The organism is Bacillus sp. FSL W7-1085 (assembly GCF_038595035.1).
In the GTDB taxonomy this organism is placed as follows: domain Bacteria; phylum Bacillota; class Bacilli; order Bacillales; family Bacillaceae; genus Bacillus; species Bacillus altitudinis.
In genome coordinates this window covers 949,974-966,747 of sequence record NZ_CP152000.1, presented here as the reverse complement: position 1 = coordinate 966,747, position 16,774 = coordinate 949,974, and the positions used below count along the sequence as shown (strand labels likewise).

Here is a 16,774-nt window from a genome sequence, read left to right as displayed (position 1 = left end):
AACCAGCTAACTGGTACGCCTCTTTTATACATGATAAAAAGGCGCATGTTGACAAATACGCAACATACGCCTTGATTCATCCGATCAATTGGAACATACGAGTCCCTTTTCAATGACCAATGAAGGTGTAATTGTCACGTGAATCAACCCATTCATGCAGTTTGATTTCATTCTTCCAATGATGTTGCACATGACATTTCCTCCTTTTGGCTCTTGAATCTTTTTTTATCTTATAGTGGCTGTCACCATTTTGTCAATAAATATTTTTCAATAAATGAAATTTTCTAACAAAAACACAATCGTTTTCATGTGTATCTTTTTCTCATAACGGGTATACCATGAACGTATAGACTCCTTTTGAAAGGAATGAGGACATTGTTTCAAGCTGATCGGATGGTCGTTGCGTTTGATGGACATGAAGACAGTAAGAAAGCATTAAAGAAGGCAATCGCTTTAGCCAAAACGTTGAATGCCAAGCTGACCGTTGCCTACGCTCATGATGGGAAATCCAGCAGACAGGTGTTTGATGCACCTCGCCCAATGACTGGCGGCGCTTATATCGGAGGCGGCATGGCAGACCTTCAAACACCTCCTGTGTATGTACCTCATGATGAACAGCAAAGTCCCTTGATTTTTGAAGATCATACAGAAGAGGTCGTTGCAGAAGCAAGAATGCTGTTAAATGAAGAGCAGTTTGAAGCTGCGATTGAAATTGTTGAAGGGGAGCCTGCAGAAGCGATTATCGAATACGCTGAAGAGATTTCAGCAGACCTCATCGTCATGGGAGCACGTGACCAAAGCAGATTGAAAAAAATGCTCTTTGGCAGTGTGAGTGAAAAGTTATCGTCCAAATCAGATATACCTGTACTGATCGTGAAATAAATGTCATCACAAAAGGCTGTAAACATTAGTTTACAGCCTTTTTCCTTTTACGAAGAAATAGATGCTTCGCTTTCATGCTTAATTTTTTTCTGGAACCCTTCCTGTACACGCTTCGTGATCTCTCCTGGAACACCTTCCCCAACTGGCTGACCATCTATCTCTACAATTGGAATCACTTCAGCTGTCGTTGAACTGATGAAAATTTCCTGTGCATGCAAAAGTTCGTCTTTACTCATGCGGGTTTCTTCCACACGACATCCTTCTTCCTGACAAACCTCTAGCAGCTTTCTACGTGTAATGCCGTTTAAAATCAGGTTATTTGCTGGGTGTGTACGAATGACACCGTCAATGACGGCATATACATTCGAGGACGTCCCCTCTGTCACAAAGCCGTCTCTTATTAAAATCGCTTCAAACGCACCAGCTTCAGACGCTTTCTGCTTTTCCATGACGTTATATAAAAGGTTTAAGCTTTTAATATCACATCTTAACCAGCGAAGATCTTCAGACAATAGAGCTTTCACACCAGCTGTCTGCTCTTGAATAGGCTTTTTCACTTGAAATGTATATGCCGTAATCTGAGGGGTAAGTACACCATATTGATGTTTACGAGGTGCGACGCCTCGCGTGACTTGAATATACACGCCGCCATCAATCACTTGATTATCTGCGACTAGCTTCTTCAAATTCTCTTCCATATCGGATACTGTACCTTGCAGATGAATGCCGATTTCCTTTGCACTCTTGAATAGACGCTCAGTATGCTCTTTTAATGTAAACAAAGTCCCATTATATACGCGGATGACCTCATAGACTCCGTCGCCAAATTGATAGCCTCTGTCTTCAATATCAACATGTGCATCTTTTTTTTCAATAAAATCCCCATTGTACAATACTTTCATATGGAATCTCCCCTTCGCTTTGCTTAATGGTTGAATCTGATGCTATCTTAGCGGATAAATGTAAACGTTTCAATGATTATTCAGAATTATTTCATATCCATTTGACTGGATAACCTTCTATTGTAACAAATATAGATTCATAACCAAAAAGATTCCAATTTTTTAGCATCTTCTATATTCATAGGCTCTTTTTTCCTGTATACTTACTCCATATGAGCACGACAAAAAACAGCGAAAAAAGACAGAATCCACTACATGATTCGACACAAACTACTGATTTATTGGAGCGATTGTAATGCAACGGGTTACGAAAAAACAGACACCTTCAAACACGATGCTGCTCTCAAAGGCGATTGGTCTAGTCATCCTGATATTGATCCTTTTTTTCATTTGGGATATGTCTAAAACCAATATGCAGGCAGCAGATCAACCGAATGAAGTGTCTGCGAGCAGTCCATTTCGAGACACAAGTACAAGTCTGAAAGCAAAAGATGATTCGCCAAAAACATTAGATGCACATTTTAAGATCAATCCAAACAAACATGTAACGGATCAAACGATCTTTTTGACCTTTGATGATGGCCCTTCTGCTACATCAAATCAGCTGTTAGATGTGCTAAAGTCACAGCAAGTGAAGGCCACATTTTTTATGCTCGGGCCGCAAATCAAAGAACACCCAGCAGCTGTGAAAAGACTTCATCAAGAAGGTCATCAATTAGGACTTCATGGCATCACGCATGATGTGAAACGCTTTTATCAAAAAAGTGATTCTCCTGTAAATGAAATGAAAGAAGATCAACGTATATTGGCTTCTGTTACTGGTGAATATACACATCTTGTGAGAACACCTTATGGCAGTTCTCCAAACTTAACAGACCAGCAAAAAACACGTTTAAAACAAAAAGGCTTTGTATACTGGGACTGGACCATTGACAGTCTTGACTGGAAATATAAAAGCTCAAAATATGTACCAGAAGTATTAAATCAGCTGCAGGTACTTGAAACCAAGTACCCGAAAGAGCCAAAAATCATCTTAATGCATGATCAGCCAGCTACTGCAAAATACTTAAACAGTCTGATCACACAATTAAAGGCGAAGGGCTACACGTTTGAAGTCCTTGATGAAACAATGAAGCCACTTCAACAATAAAGCAAACCCGCACCTATTGGATGCGGGTTTTTTATGATTTATAAAGCATTCACAAGCTCGCCAATTCGTTCGTGAAAGACAAGATCAAACAGCGGATCGAATTCCGTTTCACTTAAATTCATCATGACCTTAAAGATGGAAGGATGATGAGCAGCATCTTCTGGAATATATCGGGCTGGTGCCACTTCTAAGGACGTTCCCATGACGAGTAGCATGTCCGTTTGCAGGAGCGATTTCTCCACTTGATCAAAGTGCTTCACCATGTCCCCAAAAAGGACAACATCTGTTTTAAGTACTCGTCCACATGTACGGCCGTCTGATGAAATCCGCTCACAAACCGGTACCTCTTCTTGTAATAAATAAGGCAGTTCGTATGTTGACCCGCATGATGGACATGTAGCTGTTTGAATGGAACCATGCAGTTCATACACATGCTGGCTTCCCGCTTTTTTATGCAGACCATCGATATTTTGCGTGAAAATATCCACGCGTTTTCCTTGCTTTTCTAAATTGGCTAAAAAAGCATGTCCAGCGTTTGGCTCGTACTCTCCACTCATCTTCATTTGAAACAATTCTTTGAATTTCGGCCAAAATTGATGCGGATGTGATAAAAAGTAGGACCGGCTCATTGCCTCCATGCGAGAAGTATCTTCTGTCCATAGTCCACCCGTTGATCTAAAATCGGGAATTCCCGATTCTGTGCTCATCCCAGCACCTGAAAGGACTGTAATATGTGAGGCCTTTGATAATCTCTCTCTTAGCGCTGCCACTTTTGTTTGATCCAACCACCATTCCTCCTTTATTCACCGAGCTGTTTCTCACCTTTTTGTTTCATATAAATGGTCTGTCCAGGGAAAGCAAATTCTACCCCTTCTTCATGGAAAATATCAATAATGCGATAGTTAATATCCTGCTTAATATCCAGGTTTTCAGACCAAGCCGTTGTGTTTGTATAAAAGTTAAAGAATAAGTTTAAATAGCTGTCTGCCAGCACATCGAAATTCACCATAATCGTTTCCTTATGAACCCCATCATGATCATAAAGCATTTGCTTCAGACGTTTGATGCACTTATCAATGTTTTCTTTCGGTGTATTGTAAGATACGCGAACGGAGAACGTAATTTGACGTTTATTCATTCTCGTCCAATTTGTGATCGGCTCCTTTGAAAGGGTCGAATTTGGCACGGTCACCACCGCTTCAGCAGGTGTTCTAAATTTTGTGCTTCGGAAGGTAATGTCCTCTACAGTCCCAAGTACACTTGGAGTCTCTACAAAATCGCCCATTGTAAAAGGCTTCTCTGTAATAATCACAATTCCTCCAAAAAAGTTCGCCACTGTATCCTGCGCAGCGAGCGCAAAAGCAAGACCACCTAGGCCAAGCCCTGCCACAAGTCCGTTCACATCATAATTAAATTCTTGTGCAATGACGCTAATACTCAGTGCAATAATCATAAACCGAAGAACCTTTGATAAAAATGGGGCTAAAATATCATCCATCTCTAATTCAAATTTTGAATTCACTTTTTGAAATAAGAAGGAAGAAGCTGCGGTTAGATTACAAAGCCCCCACGTCAGCATCAAAATAATAGAAGATCTATACAATTTGACAATGACATCCATATGGTGCTCAAAGTATGGGGCTTGTCTTAACGCAAAATATAAACCTAGTGCCACAAAAAACAGTCTCGCAGGTTTTTCAAACGCCACGACAATTTGGTTAATGACTTCGGTTTTAGACCGATTTGTCAGCTTAAAGAGCAGGTGAAACAAGTATTTCGTAAATACTTTTCGAAGTAATAAAAAAAGCAATAAAATACAAAGGCTAATGCCTATTTGGATCGCAATATCGACTGTAAAATATGTATCCATCCATTTTTGTGTAAACATCTCTGTCTCTCTCCTTTAAAACAATCCTCTCTAGTTTATAATATAACCTTCGTTTATGTCCTCTCTTAAATGTCTGACCTCTATATAAAAAGCCTCGGGACCTATCCCGAGGCATGATGTTCAATTATGAAATTTTGGCTTGAGACATATCGACGGGCAGCAAACTACTTTTTCTTCTGAGCCTGATCAAGGAGAGTCGCTTTAAACATTTCAGCATCCGTTTCGACCTTAATACGTTCTTCCACTCTAATTCTCCCTTTACCCAATCATCTCGCCTCCTTTTCATCATTATAAAACATCAGAATTTTCAGTCAACATGACGAAAGCACTAATATTTTGACGAACGCTGACGATTTGGACAAAATTGATCGAAGAAAAATTGATGTAATTCAGGTTTACTCAATCAAAGCTTGCTCTATTCCTGTAAATTTTTCAAAATGATACATCAAGCTTTTTCGGTACATGAGGTTCCATGATAATACGGCGCTCTTCTTCTCCATATAGTAAAGAAGGAAAACCACCAAAGCATTTGATATGATAAGACCAGAACTTATGTCAGGGAGCTGGAGCAAGTGTATATTATCGCACATAGAGGGTCATCAAGCGCAGCCCCAGAAAATACAATCGCTGCGTTTGATGTAGCTGTCGAGCAAGGAGCAGATTATATTGAATTAGACGTACAAATGACAATGGATCAGCACGTCGTCGTCATCCATGATGATACCGTTGAGCGAACGACGAACGGAAACGGCTTAGTCAAAAGCTATACACTTGATCAGTTGAAAAAACTGGACGCAGGAAGCTGGTTTGACCAACAGTATACGAATGAACGAATTCCAACATTACAAGAAATTCTTGAAAGATACAGTCAGCGGATTGGGATATTGATCGAGATCAAACACCCAAAACGGCAGATAGGAATCGAAAAGGCCGTTGTCGACATCATCAATCGGTTTGCCTATTCTCGTCATATCATCATTCAATCTTTTGATGTTCATGCACTACAAAGAATCAAAGCATTCGCCCCTTCTCTTCGCACAGCTTTGATTATCAAGCCTGATGCATTTAAACTAACGAAACGAAAGTTAACGACATACAGCTCGTTTGCAAATTGTCTTAATATGAAGAAAACGATGATCAATAGATGGTGGATAGACCGCATCCACACATTCGAGATGGATGTGTTTATATGGACTGTAAAAGATCAAAAAACAGCGGATCGAATCAAAAAATATCCAATTGATGGTGTGGTAACCGATAACCCGCTATTTTTTCAAAAGGAGAAATGATGCAGATGAAAACTTATTTCGCCGTTTTTATCGGTGGATTGATTGGTACACTTTGCAGATATGAACTAAGCCAAACTGTCATCAGCCAGACATTCCCCTATGCAACGATGATTGAAAACATTTCCGGCAGCCTGCTTCTTGGTTTTGCGACAGGATACTTTCTATTTCAGAAAGGAAAAAAATATCTTGCAGCTTTGATTGGAACAGGGTTTTGCGGCGGGTTTACGACCATGTCCACCTTTTCTAAAGAGACAGTTCTTCTGTTACAGGCAGGGCAGTTCAATTTAAGTATGATGTACATCCTGCTCTCAGTCATTGCTGGAGTAGCCGCTGCTTTAGCAGGCCTGATCCTTGCTGAACGGCTCTTTCATCAAAATAAGCAGCAGAAAGGAAGCAGATAAATGATTGTTTTTTGTACAGCTGTAGCTGGAGGGATCGGTAGTGCATGTCGTTTCTTCATCAGCCAAACAATCCAGAAAACTCCATCCCATGCCCTTTTCCCGTACAGTATTATTTTCATTAATTTATTAGGTGCAGCCGGTTTAGGTTTTCTCACAGGCGCTGTAACGTCCAATCATCCACTGCTAGTGATCATAGGAACTGGTTTTTTTGGCGGCTTTACCACATTCTCTACGTTTAGTGTAGAATCTGCGACGATGCTGATGCAGCGTCAAATAGGAAAGCTTGCTGCCTATTTACTTGTGACAATCATCGGCTCTTTATGCCTTTTTGCGGCGTTTTATCAAATAGGACAACTTCTGTTTTAAATATCTGTGATGGCAGCTAGGCTGATGAGCAGTTGATCCATCAGCTGGCGCTTCATTAAAAATAGTGTCTTCTCACTATAGCCGATTTCGATTGCACATTTTGCCATGCGCCAATCTCGAAAATACTTATAATCAATGAGCTGCTGCTCTATTTCATCCAATTCTTTTAAAGCCGTTTCAATACAAGCAACAATCAGTTCATACTGACTTTTCTGCTCTTCTAATTTTTGACGTGCCATATGATGATGTTGGAGAGAACTTCGCTTTTCAAGCTGTCTTTCAATATTTAAAATGGCTGCTTGATAGTTCTTGAAATTTTTTAAATGAAACTCAATACGTTTCATTGAGGTTTTTTTCTCCGCGATACTTGCTGTTTCATACCAGAGCATGTCCATCCCCCTTTTACGAACGTTTGTTCTTATTATATACGAACATATATTCTCAAAAAAGAGGCTAAATACCTAAAAAAACCTTGAGCTTATTTTTCGCTCAAGGTCATTTCATTTACTAACAGCGGCTCTTTTATATCAAGCCCTGTGCGTGTATTTTCTTTTTCTGATGATATGACGCCTTTTTTCAGGTCGATCTTTTTCACATAGCGTCCATCCATCTCCAAGACCTTCATCCGAATATCATCAAGATAAATGGATTGTCCTTCTCGGATATCAATGTTCTCATTTAAGATTAGCCCGCCTATCGTATCAATTTCTTCATCATGATATGACATTTCGATCAAATCTTGAACTTCCTCTAATCTCACTTTTCCATCTAATATATAATGATGCTCCGCTCTCTTTTGAATGACCGGCTGCTCATCTTCATCGAATTCATCTCGAATGTCTCCAACAATCTCTTCTAAAATATCCTCCGTTGTGACAAGTCCAGATGTCCCGCCATATTCATCCGTTAAAATCGCCATATGCATTCGATCGCGCTGCATCTTGACGAGAAGCTCTTGAATTGGAATCGTGTCAATCACTTCAATCACTGGATAAATATAATCTTGAAGCTTCAGTTGATCTTTTTCTCCTAGATACACAATATCTGCAAAGAGCTGCTTTTTGTTGAGCATGCCAATGACATGGTCTTTATCCCCTGAAAACACGGGGAAGCGTGTGTACTTTTCCTTTGTCATGATCGCCAGTATTTCGTCTAACGGCATATCTTCTGGAATTGCACAAATTTCTCTTCGCGGTATCATAATTTCTCTTGCGATTCGATTATCAAAATCGAATATCTTGTTCATATAATTATACTCTGATGAGTTGATTTCCCCATTTTTTAAGCTTTCAGATAATAAAATCTTTAATTCCTCTTCGGAATGGGAATGTTCTTTTTCAGACCCCATATCGATACCCATCATTTTCGTTAGTACACGGGCTGACCCGTTCAACACATAAATGAAAGGGTACATAAGGATATAAAATGCATGCAGCGGTCCTGACAGCCAAAGCGTCATTTTTTCTGCCTTTTGTATGGCAAATGTTTTTGGTGCAAGCTCGCCAACAACTACATGCAAAAAGGTAATAATAGAGAACGCAAGTGTTGCTGAGATCAGGCTGATTGCTGAATCAGGAATGTTTGTCAAACCAAAACCTCGAACTAAAAGTTCTTTTACTGCCGGTTTACCGATCCACCCTAAACCAAGGGATGTCACTGTAATACCGAGCTGACAGGCTGACAAATATTCATCTAGCCTTGATGTCACCTTTTTCGCCATGATAGCCTTTTTGGACCCTTCGGCAACAAGCTGATTAATTCTTGAACTTCTCACCTTTACAATGGCAAATTCAGATGCAACAAAGAAAGCTGTTAAAGCAATCAAAACTCCGACTATACTCAGATTAACAATATCGTCCATTTAACCTTGCTCTTTCTTAGAAGAACAAGGAGTCACCTCCTGATTGATGATGTTGTCTTTTGCAAAACGGTTAACTGATTAAATAAGACTACTTTGAGGGCCCCACTTAACCACCTCCGGTTCACGTAAAATCCGTCTCTCTACATATATATGAAACGGTATTCATTTTATCTTACCATAAATAATCTGAAAATTCCTGTATCGCTACAGTATTTTAGAGATGACAACCTAAATTGATGGAAATGCCCTTTGTTTCTTCATATTGGCAGGAAATCTGAACAATTATCTTGTATTTCAGACTCGAATTATATTAAACTATTTTCATAAACTATAACGTGACGGTTAGGAGGAGATGTTCAGATGGGGCTGAGAAAAAGTATCGTATTGGTGAACTAGCACAGATTGCACAGGTGACGAAACGAACTGTAGATTATTATACGAATCTAGGGTTGCTTGCGCCTGTTAGATCTTGCTCTAATTATCGTTATTACGATGAACATGCTTTAAAACGATTACAATTAATCGTTCTTTGCAAACAGCAGAGATTGGCTCTTTCTGACATCAAATCCAGATTAGATGAACAATTCCCTTCTCAAAAGGAAGATCCTGATGAACTTGTCCATTTAACCTCTGATATCGATCGGATGAATGAGCATATGGACCGCATTTTGGTACGTTGTAAGCAGCTTCAGCCAGAACAACGTGAAAAATTAAAAGAACAGCTTACACCTGAGAAGATGACGGCTGTCCAATCATTTTTACTGCTGTTAAGTTAAAATTTTTACTAAACAGGAGGTGTTACCTTCGTTCTCAAAGTCAGAACGAAGGCCTTAATTGGACATAGTTAATTTACTTATAGTTGCTTTGCTTATAGCTTTAACCGCATTTTTCGTTGCATCAGAGTTTGCGATCATTCGCTTAAGAAGCTCAAGAATTGATCAGTTAATCGCAGAAGGTAATAAAACAGCAGTTGCTGTCAAGCATGTCACGACTCACCTTGATGAGTATCTGTCGGCCTGTCAGCTCGGTATTACCATTACCGCCCTTGGGATTGGTTGGTTAGGGGAAGAAACAATTGCACACATGCTTGCTCCACTATTTGTAGAGCTGTCCATTCCTCAATCAGCTAGTTCTATTGTCACTTTTATTATTGCGTTTAGTATTATGACGTTTTTACACGTCGTGGTTGGAGAGCTTGCACCAAAAACACTCGCCATTCAAAAGGCTGAGCAAGTGTCCCTTCTATTTGCTAGACCGCTTATGATTTTTTACAAAGTGATGTTCCCTTTTATCTGGGTATTAAATGGATCTGCTCGTTTGTTAACAAAAGCGTTCGGTCTTCAGCAAGTTTCTGAGCATGACATGGCGCACTCTGAAGAAGAATTGCGGATTATTTTATCAGAGAGCTATAAAAGCGGCGAGATTAACCAGTCTGAATTCAAATATGTGAATAAAATTTTTGAATTTGATGACCGTCTGGCGAAAGAAATTATGATTCCTCGTACCGAAGTTGTCAGCTTCCCGCACGATATTACCATTGAGGAAATGCTGAAAGTGACCAAGGTCGAGAAATATACACGTTATCCAATTGAAGATGGCGATAAAGACAACATCATCGGTGTTGTGAATATTAAAGAAGTACTCACTGCATGTATTAGTGGTGAATGTTCCACAAGTGATACGATCGAACATTTTGTAAACCCGATTATTCATGTAATTGAAACAGTTCCTGTTCATGATCTACTGCTTAAAATGCAGCGTGAGCGAGTACACATGGCCATTTTATCAGATGAATATGGCGGTACAGCAGGACTTGTAACAGTTGAAGACATCCTTGAAGAAATTGTCGGTGAGATTCGTGATGAATTCGATATTGATGAAATCAACGAAGTGCGTAAATTGGGAGAAGACCACTACATCTTTGATGGAAAGGTCCTTGTAGATCAAGTTAACCTGCTACTAGGTATTCAGCTTGATAACGAAGAAGTCGACACAATCGGCGGCTGGTTCCTTACACAAAAATATGAAGTCGAGAAAAATGACGCGATTCGTGAACAAGGCTATGAATTTATCATTAATGAAGTCGATGGACACCATGTGGCATACATCGAAGTCAAAAAACTAAACGAACAACTATTAGAAGCAGCTGAAGAAGGCGCTTCTTAAGAAAAAAAACGACCCTTGCCTAAGCAAGTGGTCGTTTTCTTTATCCCTTTTCGATTAACTTAGCTTCAAGTTCTTTGATTCTTGTGTTTAATACTTCTGTCATCGCACCTAATCTTTCTTTTGGCGGCAGATGATCAAATTCAGACTGCTCAATCGGTTCACCAATGATTAAGCGCATTTTCCCCTTCTTAAAAAGGCTTTTTGCATTAGAAGGTCCTTTGTACGCTGCTGGTACGATTGGTGATTTGCCGAGCTGCGCAATCGTAACTGCCCCTCTTTTTAAAGGAACATCTTCCGTTGTACGTGTGCCGCTTGGAAAAATCCCCACGATCTTTCCCTCTTTTAATAATTTAATGGGCGTTTTAATACTGCTTGGCCCAGGATTCTCTCGATCAACTGGAAAAGCATGAATCCTCTTTAAAAATCCGCCGATCCATTTATTTGCAAACAATTCTTTTTTCGCCATGTAGTGGATCTCAAACGGAAGAATTCCTGCGCCTAATGCAAGAACATCCACAAAACCCTCATGCGTACAAGCAATGACAAACCCCCGGTCTGTTGGCAGATTCTCTTTTTGATATACTTTGATTCCGCCTCGGAGAGCAAAAAATGCTTTGACGGTATAGCCTGAAAATTTATACATAGTGCACTTCCTTTGTTTGAAGAATGAAGGATTTGTTTCTATTATAACAAATTTTTTATTACCTGGTACTAAAAATTTTCTCCTGCTGATAAAATAGAGACGGTTCACTAAAATCATCTTTTCACTTAAGATGACCGCTCCTTCTGTATTCAAGCATGTGTTTTTAGGAGAGAATAGAGGGAGAAATGTGTCCAAAATTGTCGTTTTTTGAGTTTTTTTCCTGATTTGTTCTATTGAAAACACTTTATAAATGATGCAAATTTCGCTATGATAAGGAGAAATGATTTTGATTCGGGTGAAAGAGATGAGTAATGTACGGCCTATGAGAAGTTTCGTGCAACTTTATGCCTTTCTTATGCGTGTATAACATAGAGGGGAGAAAAATCAGTGACGATCGATGAAATTTATCAAATGTATATGAACGATGTTTACAGGTTTCTGCTCTCCATGACAAAAGACAAACATTTGGCAGAGGACTTATTGCAGGAAACCTTTATGCGTGCTTATATACATATTCATTCCTACGACCATAGCAAAGTGAAACCTTGGTTATTTCAGGTGGCACGAAATGCTTTTATTGATTATGTCAGGAAACATAAAAAAGAAGTGACCATATCGGATGATCTCATTGGCGGCCTTTTACAAACGTCTGTACAAAGTCCTGCTGAACAGATTGAAATAAAAGAAGTTCTCAACATGTATTTGGAGCAGCTTCCAGATAACTACAAGGAAGCGTTGACATTGTATTATTTAAAAGAACTGAATTACAAAGAAGCATCCAAGGTCATGAATATTACTGAAGCAAATTTTAAAAGTGTTTTATTTCGTGCAAGGCAGCGCCTAAAAGCACTATATAACAGAGGTGTTAATGATGAATGAAGAGTTTAATAAGCGATGGGAACAATATAATAATGGCGAGATGAATGAAGAAGAAATGATGGCGTTTGAAGAAGAGCTCGAAGAAAATGAAAAACGCTTAAGCCAAGAACTGAATGACTCAGATTGGACAGACTTCTCCATCAGTCCTGAAAAACAAAAAGCCATTTTACAATACGGAAAAAGAAAGTCCTATTTACGTATTTCTGTGCTTGCTGTCATATCTACACTGATTATTTTACCGCTTTGTACACTAGGTAGTTATCTATACTACGGCGTTGGCGGAGCAGACAGTAAAGGCAATCATTTTATGGAAACGGCCGCTGTAACAGTCGCCCTAACAAAACCGAATGTCGCCATTGATATGAAGGATTTAAAAGGGCAAGTCAAACTGTTTGGTATGAACACAGAACTTAAGCTACAAAAACAAATTGGCAATAAAACAGAAGCCATCGGCAGTGAACAAATCGAAATGTTTTTCGATAAATTAAAACAGCCTACGATCTCTTATTATGGAGACAGCGCACGTAATACGGAGGATTTCTTTACGCACCCTTCGTCTCAGGCAGATACATCTAAAAAACAAACACTCACTACTTTAGACAAGCTGCCTGAAGGAACAGTGAGTGAAGTGTATGTATCCTATGACAAAGCATACACACCGAAAGACGTGTATTCATTTGCTAAAAAATATGATATGAAAGTGCTTTGGAATGCGATAAAGACAGAAGATTCATTAAGTGGAAATCAGCGTCCAATCGGTTACCCCGGGAAAGACTCTGAATTTTTAAAAGAGCTTCAGCACACATCAAAAACAGAGGTTGATCAGTTCAAAGATGCCCTCGCCTATGTCAACCAGCATCCAACCTGGGCAAAAACGATCTCTGGCAGACCTGAACTTGACCTCTCTAACCGAATACGCTACATCAATCAAAATGGTGTCACGGTTTACGGTTCTGTTGTCACAGGTCCTTCTAAAGAAATAGAGAAATTTGTGAAGACAAAACGCATTAAAACGGCCAAAGTGAGCGAGGTGGAATTATGGAATTGGTAAGAATTTTTAAAGAGCATAATGTGTTTGGCTGGATTTCAGTCGGCACCGCTATTTTATCGCTGCTCATGCTGAACCTCGCCATTATTAGCAATGTGACATTTTATTCGTTTCAAATGCTTCCTTTTGCAATGGCCGCAGTTCCATTCGGTGTGATTGAACTGTTCATTAAAAAAGGCCGCACTGGACCAGGTTTCCTAGGCGTCGTTCTGAATATTTTTGTCATCGTTTGTGTCTATGCGATCGTCTCGATTGATGTCGATCTTCAATTAGGTTTTTAATACTAAAAAGCCAGTCATACTTGACTGGCTTTTTCTGTACACTCTTATTTTTTGTTTAATTCGGAGTGCTTTCTTGAATATAAGAAATAGACAACAAGCCCAATGGCAAGCCAGATTAAGAAACGAACAAATGTGATGGTGCCAAGCTTATAAATGAGCAGTCCGCAAGATAGAATAGCCAAGATTGGAATGAGCGGCACTGCGGGGCATCTGAATGCTCTCGGTAAATCAGGCTGTGTTTTTCTCATGACAATGACAGCAACTGAAATCAAAATGAAAGCTGAAAGTGTTCCGATGTTCACTAGACTTGCCAACTCATCAAGCGGAATGAATCCACCCATTAATGCTGACAATGTCCCAAAGAAAAGAGTATTGATATAAGGTGTTTTATGTTTTGGATGAACCTTTGAAAGAACCTTTGGTACCAAGCCATCACGAGACATGGCAAACATGACACGTGTTTGGCCGTACAGCATGACAAGCATGACCGTGGTCATCCCTAAAATCGCCCCAACATCTACAATACCCGCCACCCAATTTTGACCGGCTACTTGTAAAACAAGAGACACTGGATGGGATACTCCCTCAAAGTTCATAAATGGAACAATGCCTGTCATGATGGCACTGACTACCACATACAACATGGTACAAATCAATAAGGAAGTGATGATTCCTCTTGGCAAGTTGCGGGATGGATTTTTTGTTTCCTCTGCCGCAGAAGCAACTGCATCAAATCCGATAAATGCAAAGAATACGAGAGCTGCTGCACTTAACACACCTGAAGTTCCAAAAGGAACGAATGGTGTCCAGTTTTCAGGTTTTACATATTTCACAGCGACTAAAATAAAGAGCAGAATCACCGCAATTTTCATAATGACCATGATGTTGTTGACTCGTTTTGATTCTTTAATACCGAAGTACAGCAAGAAGGTGATGATCATTAAAATAATAAATGCAGGAAGATTAAAATATGTCACTTGACCCTTTAAACCACCTGGTGCTGCTGTTAATTCAACCGGTATATGAATCCCTATCCCATTTAAAAACGACACAAAGTAGCCTGACCAGCCTGCTGAAACGGCACTAGCGGCTAGCATATATTCTAATATCAAATCCCAGCCAATGATAAACGCTAAAAATTCTCCCATAGATGCGTACGTAAATGTATAAACAGATCCTGATACTGGCACTGTGGAAGCGAATTCCGCATATGACAATGCCGCAAATAAACATGCAAGACCTGCAATCACAAATGATAAAACAAGTCCTGGTCCTGCTGTGACGGCGCCTGTACCTGTCAGAACAAATATCCCTGTACCGATAATCGCTCCAATACCAAGCATCGTTAAGTCAAATGAACCTAATTCCTTTCTTAACGCTTTTTCCCCTTGTGTTGCCGCAATTAGCTCTGAAATGCTCTTCTTTCTAAACAACGAATTGCTCATACCATCACTCCCAAAACTTAGTATCCGTCTAAAGACGCCACCACTTCGTAATTCACTTTATTTTCTGAATATTTAGATTTAATTTAGCGCAATAAATTGGTGGCGTAAAATTATTATATATGAAAATTAAAAAATGAAAACACTTTTTTTCAAAATAGAGTGAAAATTCTTATTTATCAACAAAATACTTGTCAATATTCATGGTAGATTTTCTTCAATCTTTATTCAAATCATAGCTTGGCCTCTTCTATTTATTATACAACATACAAAATTATACTTTTTTGATATAATTTTTATAAAGTGAAAATAAAATTGTTCTTTTGATAACTTGTCTTCACTTTTGCTTATTTAAAAGCCTTTAGACTCATAGAGAGCTATGATAAAGGACTGTTTTAGCTGCGCAAACGATATACAAAAAAAAGAGACTGCCTAGTAAGCAGTCTCTTAAGATCCATTATTAATTTACAAATGTCTTTGCGCCAAGGTAAATTGGCTTCCAATAGCTTGAAGTCATATCGCTGATCGTCACACCATCAGAAGCAGCGTGGATAAACTTGTTGTTCCCAAGGTAGACACCCATGTGAGATGGGCCAGATTTATAGGTTGTAAAGAAGACAAAATCTCCAACTTTAGGTGTTGAGACGCTTTTCATTGATCCCCAAAAACCTTCAGTCGTTTGTCTTGAAATCTTTGTTTGTTTGTTAATGATATACCACATAAAACCGCTGCAATCAAAGCCTTTCGGTGTCGTTCCACCCCATTTATATGGTGTACCGTTTTGTGCTTTCGCATCTGCTACGAGTTTAGACGTATTTAAAGAAGAAGTAGCAACTGTTTTTTCTTTGACAGGTGTTGGTTTCACTTTGGATGTCTTTTTCACTTTCAGCTTTTGTCCAATTTTAATCAGATCTGTTTTGAGTTTATTTAACGATTTCAGCTCTTTCACTGTCATTCCATATTTTTTGCCGATTTTAGATAAAGTATCACCTTTGACAACTTTATGAGTGGCTGTCGTTGAAGACGCTTTTACTTTTGTTGTTGTTTTTGATGTTTTCGTTACCTTTTTTGAAGAAGTACCATTCACTTTTAAGGTTTGTCCAACATAAATCGTGTTAGATTTCAGTTTATTGTCTGATTTAATCTTACTCACGGTTGTTTTGTATTTTTTCGCTAGAACAGAAAGAGAGTCACCTTTTTGAACCTTTACTGATTGTGCTGAGGCAGCTCCGGCAAATAATGTCGTCCCAAGTAGAACTGCACTTGCAGCTGTGATCAATTGTTTTTTCATTTGTTCCTCCTGTATGTATCTATCGTGATCCGAATTTTTATCTACTTTCTATTATAAGGATCGAATACCAGAAGAAATAGTCTTGACTTCCTACGACATTATGCTTATTAATTCGGCAAAAAATATTTTTTTTTAGGGTTCTTTTTATTTCATTTTTATTACACAATCATGACAAATCAAATGCATCTTGTCATAGATAAATCATACATTCATTTCTCTTTTTGGTTCATTCTATGTAAAGTGGACCTTTACAATTTTAAAGTGAACTTTACGGTGCTGTCATTT

General features: G+C 39.0%; 19 protein-coding genes. 10 read left to right on the top strand and 9 right to left on the bottom strand.

Going from position 1 to position 16,774, the window contains the following annotated elements; translation table 11 throughout:
- Positions 1-375: 375 nt before the first annotated feature.
- Positions 376-882, top strand: a complete 507-nt coding sequence (locus MKY11_RS04845; protein WP_165378801.1) for a universal stress protein — start codon at positions 376-378, stop codon at positions 880-882.
- Positions 883-929: 47 nt separating this feature from the next.
- Here MKY11_RS04845 and dat read toward each other — a convergent pair whose 3' ends face one another.
- Positions 930-1,784 carry a D-amino-acid transaminase gene (gene dat, locus MKY11_RS04840; protein WP_024719973.1) on the bottom strand — a complete coding sequence of 285 codons (855 nt, stop codon included), beginning with the start codon at positions 1,782-1,784 and terminating at the stop codon, positions 930-932.
- Between the two features lie 295 nt (positions 1,785-2,079).
- Here dat and MKY11_RS04835 point away from each other — a divergent pair, with 295 nt between their 5' ends.
- A complete protein-coding gene (locus MKY11_RS04835; protein ID WP_047946620.1) occupies positions 2,080-2,934 on the top strand; it encodes a polysaccharide deacetylase family protein in 855 nt (284 codons plus the stop codon).
- Between the two features lie 38 nt (positions 2,935-2,972).
- Here the strand turns inward: MKY11_RS04835 and MKY11_RS04830 are convergent, their stop codons facing one another.
- The 3 genes from MKY11_RS04830 to MKY11_RS04820 form a co-directional block, all read right to left on the bottom strand.
- Complete coding sequence (locus MKY11_RS04830; protein WP_047946621.1) at positions 2,973-3,719, bottom strand: NAD-dependent protein deacylase; 747 nt, start codon at positions 3,717-3,719, stop codon at positions 2,973-2,975.
- Positions 3,720-3,733: 14 nt separating this feature from the next.
- A complete protein-coding gene (locus MKY11_RS04825) occupies positions 3,734-4,822 on the bottom strand; it encodes a mechanosensitive ion channel family protein (protein ID WP_047946622.1) in 1,089 nt (362 codons plus the stop codon).
- A 164-nt stretch (positions 4,823-4,986) separates the two neighbouring features.
- The gene (locus MKY11_RS04820) at positions 4,987-5,088 is read right to left on the bottom strand and encodes a YhdX family protein (RefSeq protein ID WP_008359843.1); all 102 of its coding nucleotides are present in this window, start codon (positions 5,086-5,088) and stop codon (positions 4,987-4,989) included.
- Positions 5,089-5,394: 306 nt separating this feature from the next.
- On the opposite strand from MKY11_RS04820, the gene MKY11_RS04815 reads away from it, so the two are divergent.
- Genes MKY11_RS04815 through MKY11_RS04805 form a run of 3 tightly spaced genes read left to right on the top strand, consistent with a single transcriptional unit; the run spans position 5,395 to position 6,878 of the window.
- Positions 5,395-6,111 (top strand): glycerophosphodiester phosphodiesterase family protein, encoded by a 717-nt coding sequence (locus tag MKY11_RS04815; protein WP_163116643.1) that lies wholly within the window; start codon positions 5,395-5,397, stop codon positions 6,109-6,111.
- Positions 6,111-6,512 (top strand): fluoride efflux transporter CrcB, encoded by a 402-nt coding sequence (gene crcB / locus MKY11_RS04810; protein WP_034647784.1) that lies wholly within the window; start codon positions 6,111-6,113, stop codon positions 6,510-6,512. Before MKY11_RS04815 ends, crcB begins: the two co-directional genes overlap by 1 nt.
- A complete protein-coding gene (locus MKY11_RS04805; RefSeq protein WP_007497111.1) occupies positions 6,513-6,878 on the top strand; it encodes a CrcB family protein in 366 nt (121 codons plus the stop codon).
- Here MKY11_RS04805 and MKY11_RS04800 read toward each other — a convergent pair.
- Together MKY11_RS04800 and MKY11_RS04795 are read right to left on the bottom strand one after the other, a co-directional pair.
- Positions 6,875-7,267: a hypothetical protein gene (locus tag MKY11_RS04800; RefSeq protein WP_024719967.1), complete on the bottom strand. Its 393-nt coding sequence runs from the start codon at positions 7,265-7,267 to the stop codon at positions 6,875-6,877. The two genes, MKY11_RS04805 and MKY11_RS04800, sit on opposite strands and share 4 nt — an antisense overlap.
- Positions 7,268-7,356: 89 nt before the next feature.
- Entirely contained in the window at positions 7,357-8,739 is a 1,383-nt protein-coding gene (locus MKY11_RS04795; protein WP_342501899.1) for a hemolysin family protein, read from the bottom strand.
- 335 nt (positions 8,740-9,074) lie between these two features.
- Between MKY11_RS04795 and MKY11_RS04790 the strand changes: the two genes are divergently transcribed.
- Positions 9,075-9,515, top strand: coding sequence for a MerR family transcriptional regulator (locus MKY11_RS04790; protein WP_034620022.1), 441 nt, complete (start codon positions 9,075-9,077; stop codon positions 9,513-9,515).
- Positions 9,516-9,573: 58 nt separating this feature from the next.
- Positions 9,574-10,905 (top strand): hemolysin family protein, encoded by a 1,332-nt coding sequence (locus tag MKY11_RS04785; protein ID WP_008348975.1) that lies wholly within the window; start codon positions 9,574-9,576, stop codon positions 10,903-10,905.
- 40 nt (positions 10,906-10,945) lie between these two features.
- On the opposite strand, the gene MKY11_RS04780 is transcribed toward MKY11_RS04785, so the two are convergent.
- Positions 10,946-11,548 carry a 1-acyl-sn-glycerol-3-phosphate acyltransferase gene (locus tag MKY11_RS04780; RefSeq protein WP_024719965.1) on the bottom strand — a complete coding sequence of 201 codons (603 nt, stop codon included), beginning with the start codon at positions 11,546-11,548 and terminating at the stop codon, positions 10,946-10,948.
- 387 nt (positions 11,549-11,935) lie between these two features.
- On the opposite strand from MKY11_RS04780, the gene MKY11_RS04775 reads away from it, so the two are divergent.
- The 3 genes from MKY11_RS04775 to MKY11_RS04765 are packed head-to-tail and all read left to right on the top strand — an operon-like array spanning position 11,936 to position 13,756.
- Positions 11,936-12,427: a sigma-70 family RNA polymerase sigma factor gene (locus MKY11_RS04775; protein ID WP_008348979.1), complete on the top strand. Its 492-nt coding sequence runs from the start codon at positions 11,936-11,938 to the stop codon at positions 12,425-12,427.
- Positions 12,420-13,478 carry an anti-sigma factor gene (locus MKY11_RS04770; protein WP_342468083.1) on the top strand — a complete coding sequence of 353 codons (1,059 nt, stop codon included), beginning with the start codon at positions 12,420-12,422 and terminating at the stop codon, positions 13,476-13,478. Before MKY11_RS04775 ends, MKY11_RS04770 begins: the two co-directional genes overlap by 8 nt.
- Entirely contained in the window at positions 13,466-13,756 is a 291-nt protein-coding gene (locus MKY11_RS04765) for a hypothetical protein (protein ID WP_008348984.1), read from the top strand. The genes MKY11_RS04770 and MKY11_RS04765 overlap by 13 nt, the downstream gene beginning before the upstream one ends.
- A 44-nt stretch (positions 13,757-13,800) precedes the next feature.
- Here the strand turns inward: MKY11_RS04765 and MKY11_RS04760 are convergent, their stop codons facing one another.
- Together MKY11_RS04760 and MKY11_RS04755 are read right to left on the bottom strand one after the other, a co-directional pair.
- The gene (locus MKY11_RS04760; protein ID WP_024719963.1) at positions 13,801-15,201 is read right to left on the bottom strand and encodes an amino acid permease; all 1,401 of its coding nucleotides are present in this window, start codon (positions 15,199-15,201) and stop codon (positions 13,801-13,803) included.
- A 457-nt stretch (positions 15,202-15,658) separates the two neighbouring features.
- Complete coding sequence (locus MKY11_RS04755) at positions 15,659-16,489, bottom strand: C40 family peptidase (protein ID WP_007497097.1); 831 nt, start codon at positions 16,487-16,489, stop codon at positions 15,659-15,661.
- Positions 16,490-16,774 lie beyond the last annotated feature (285 nt).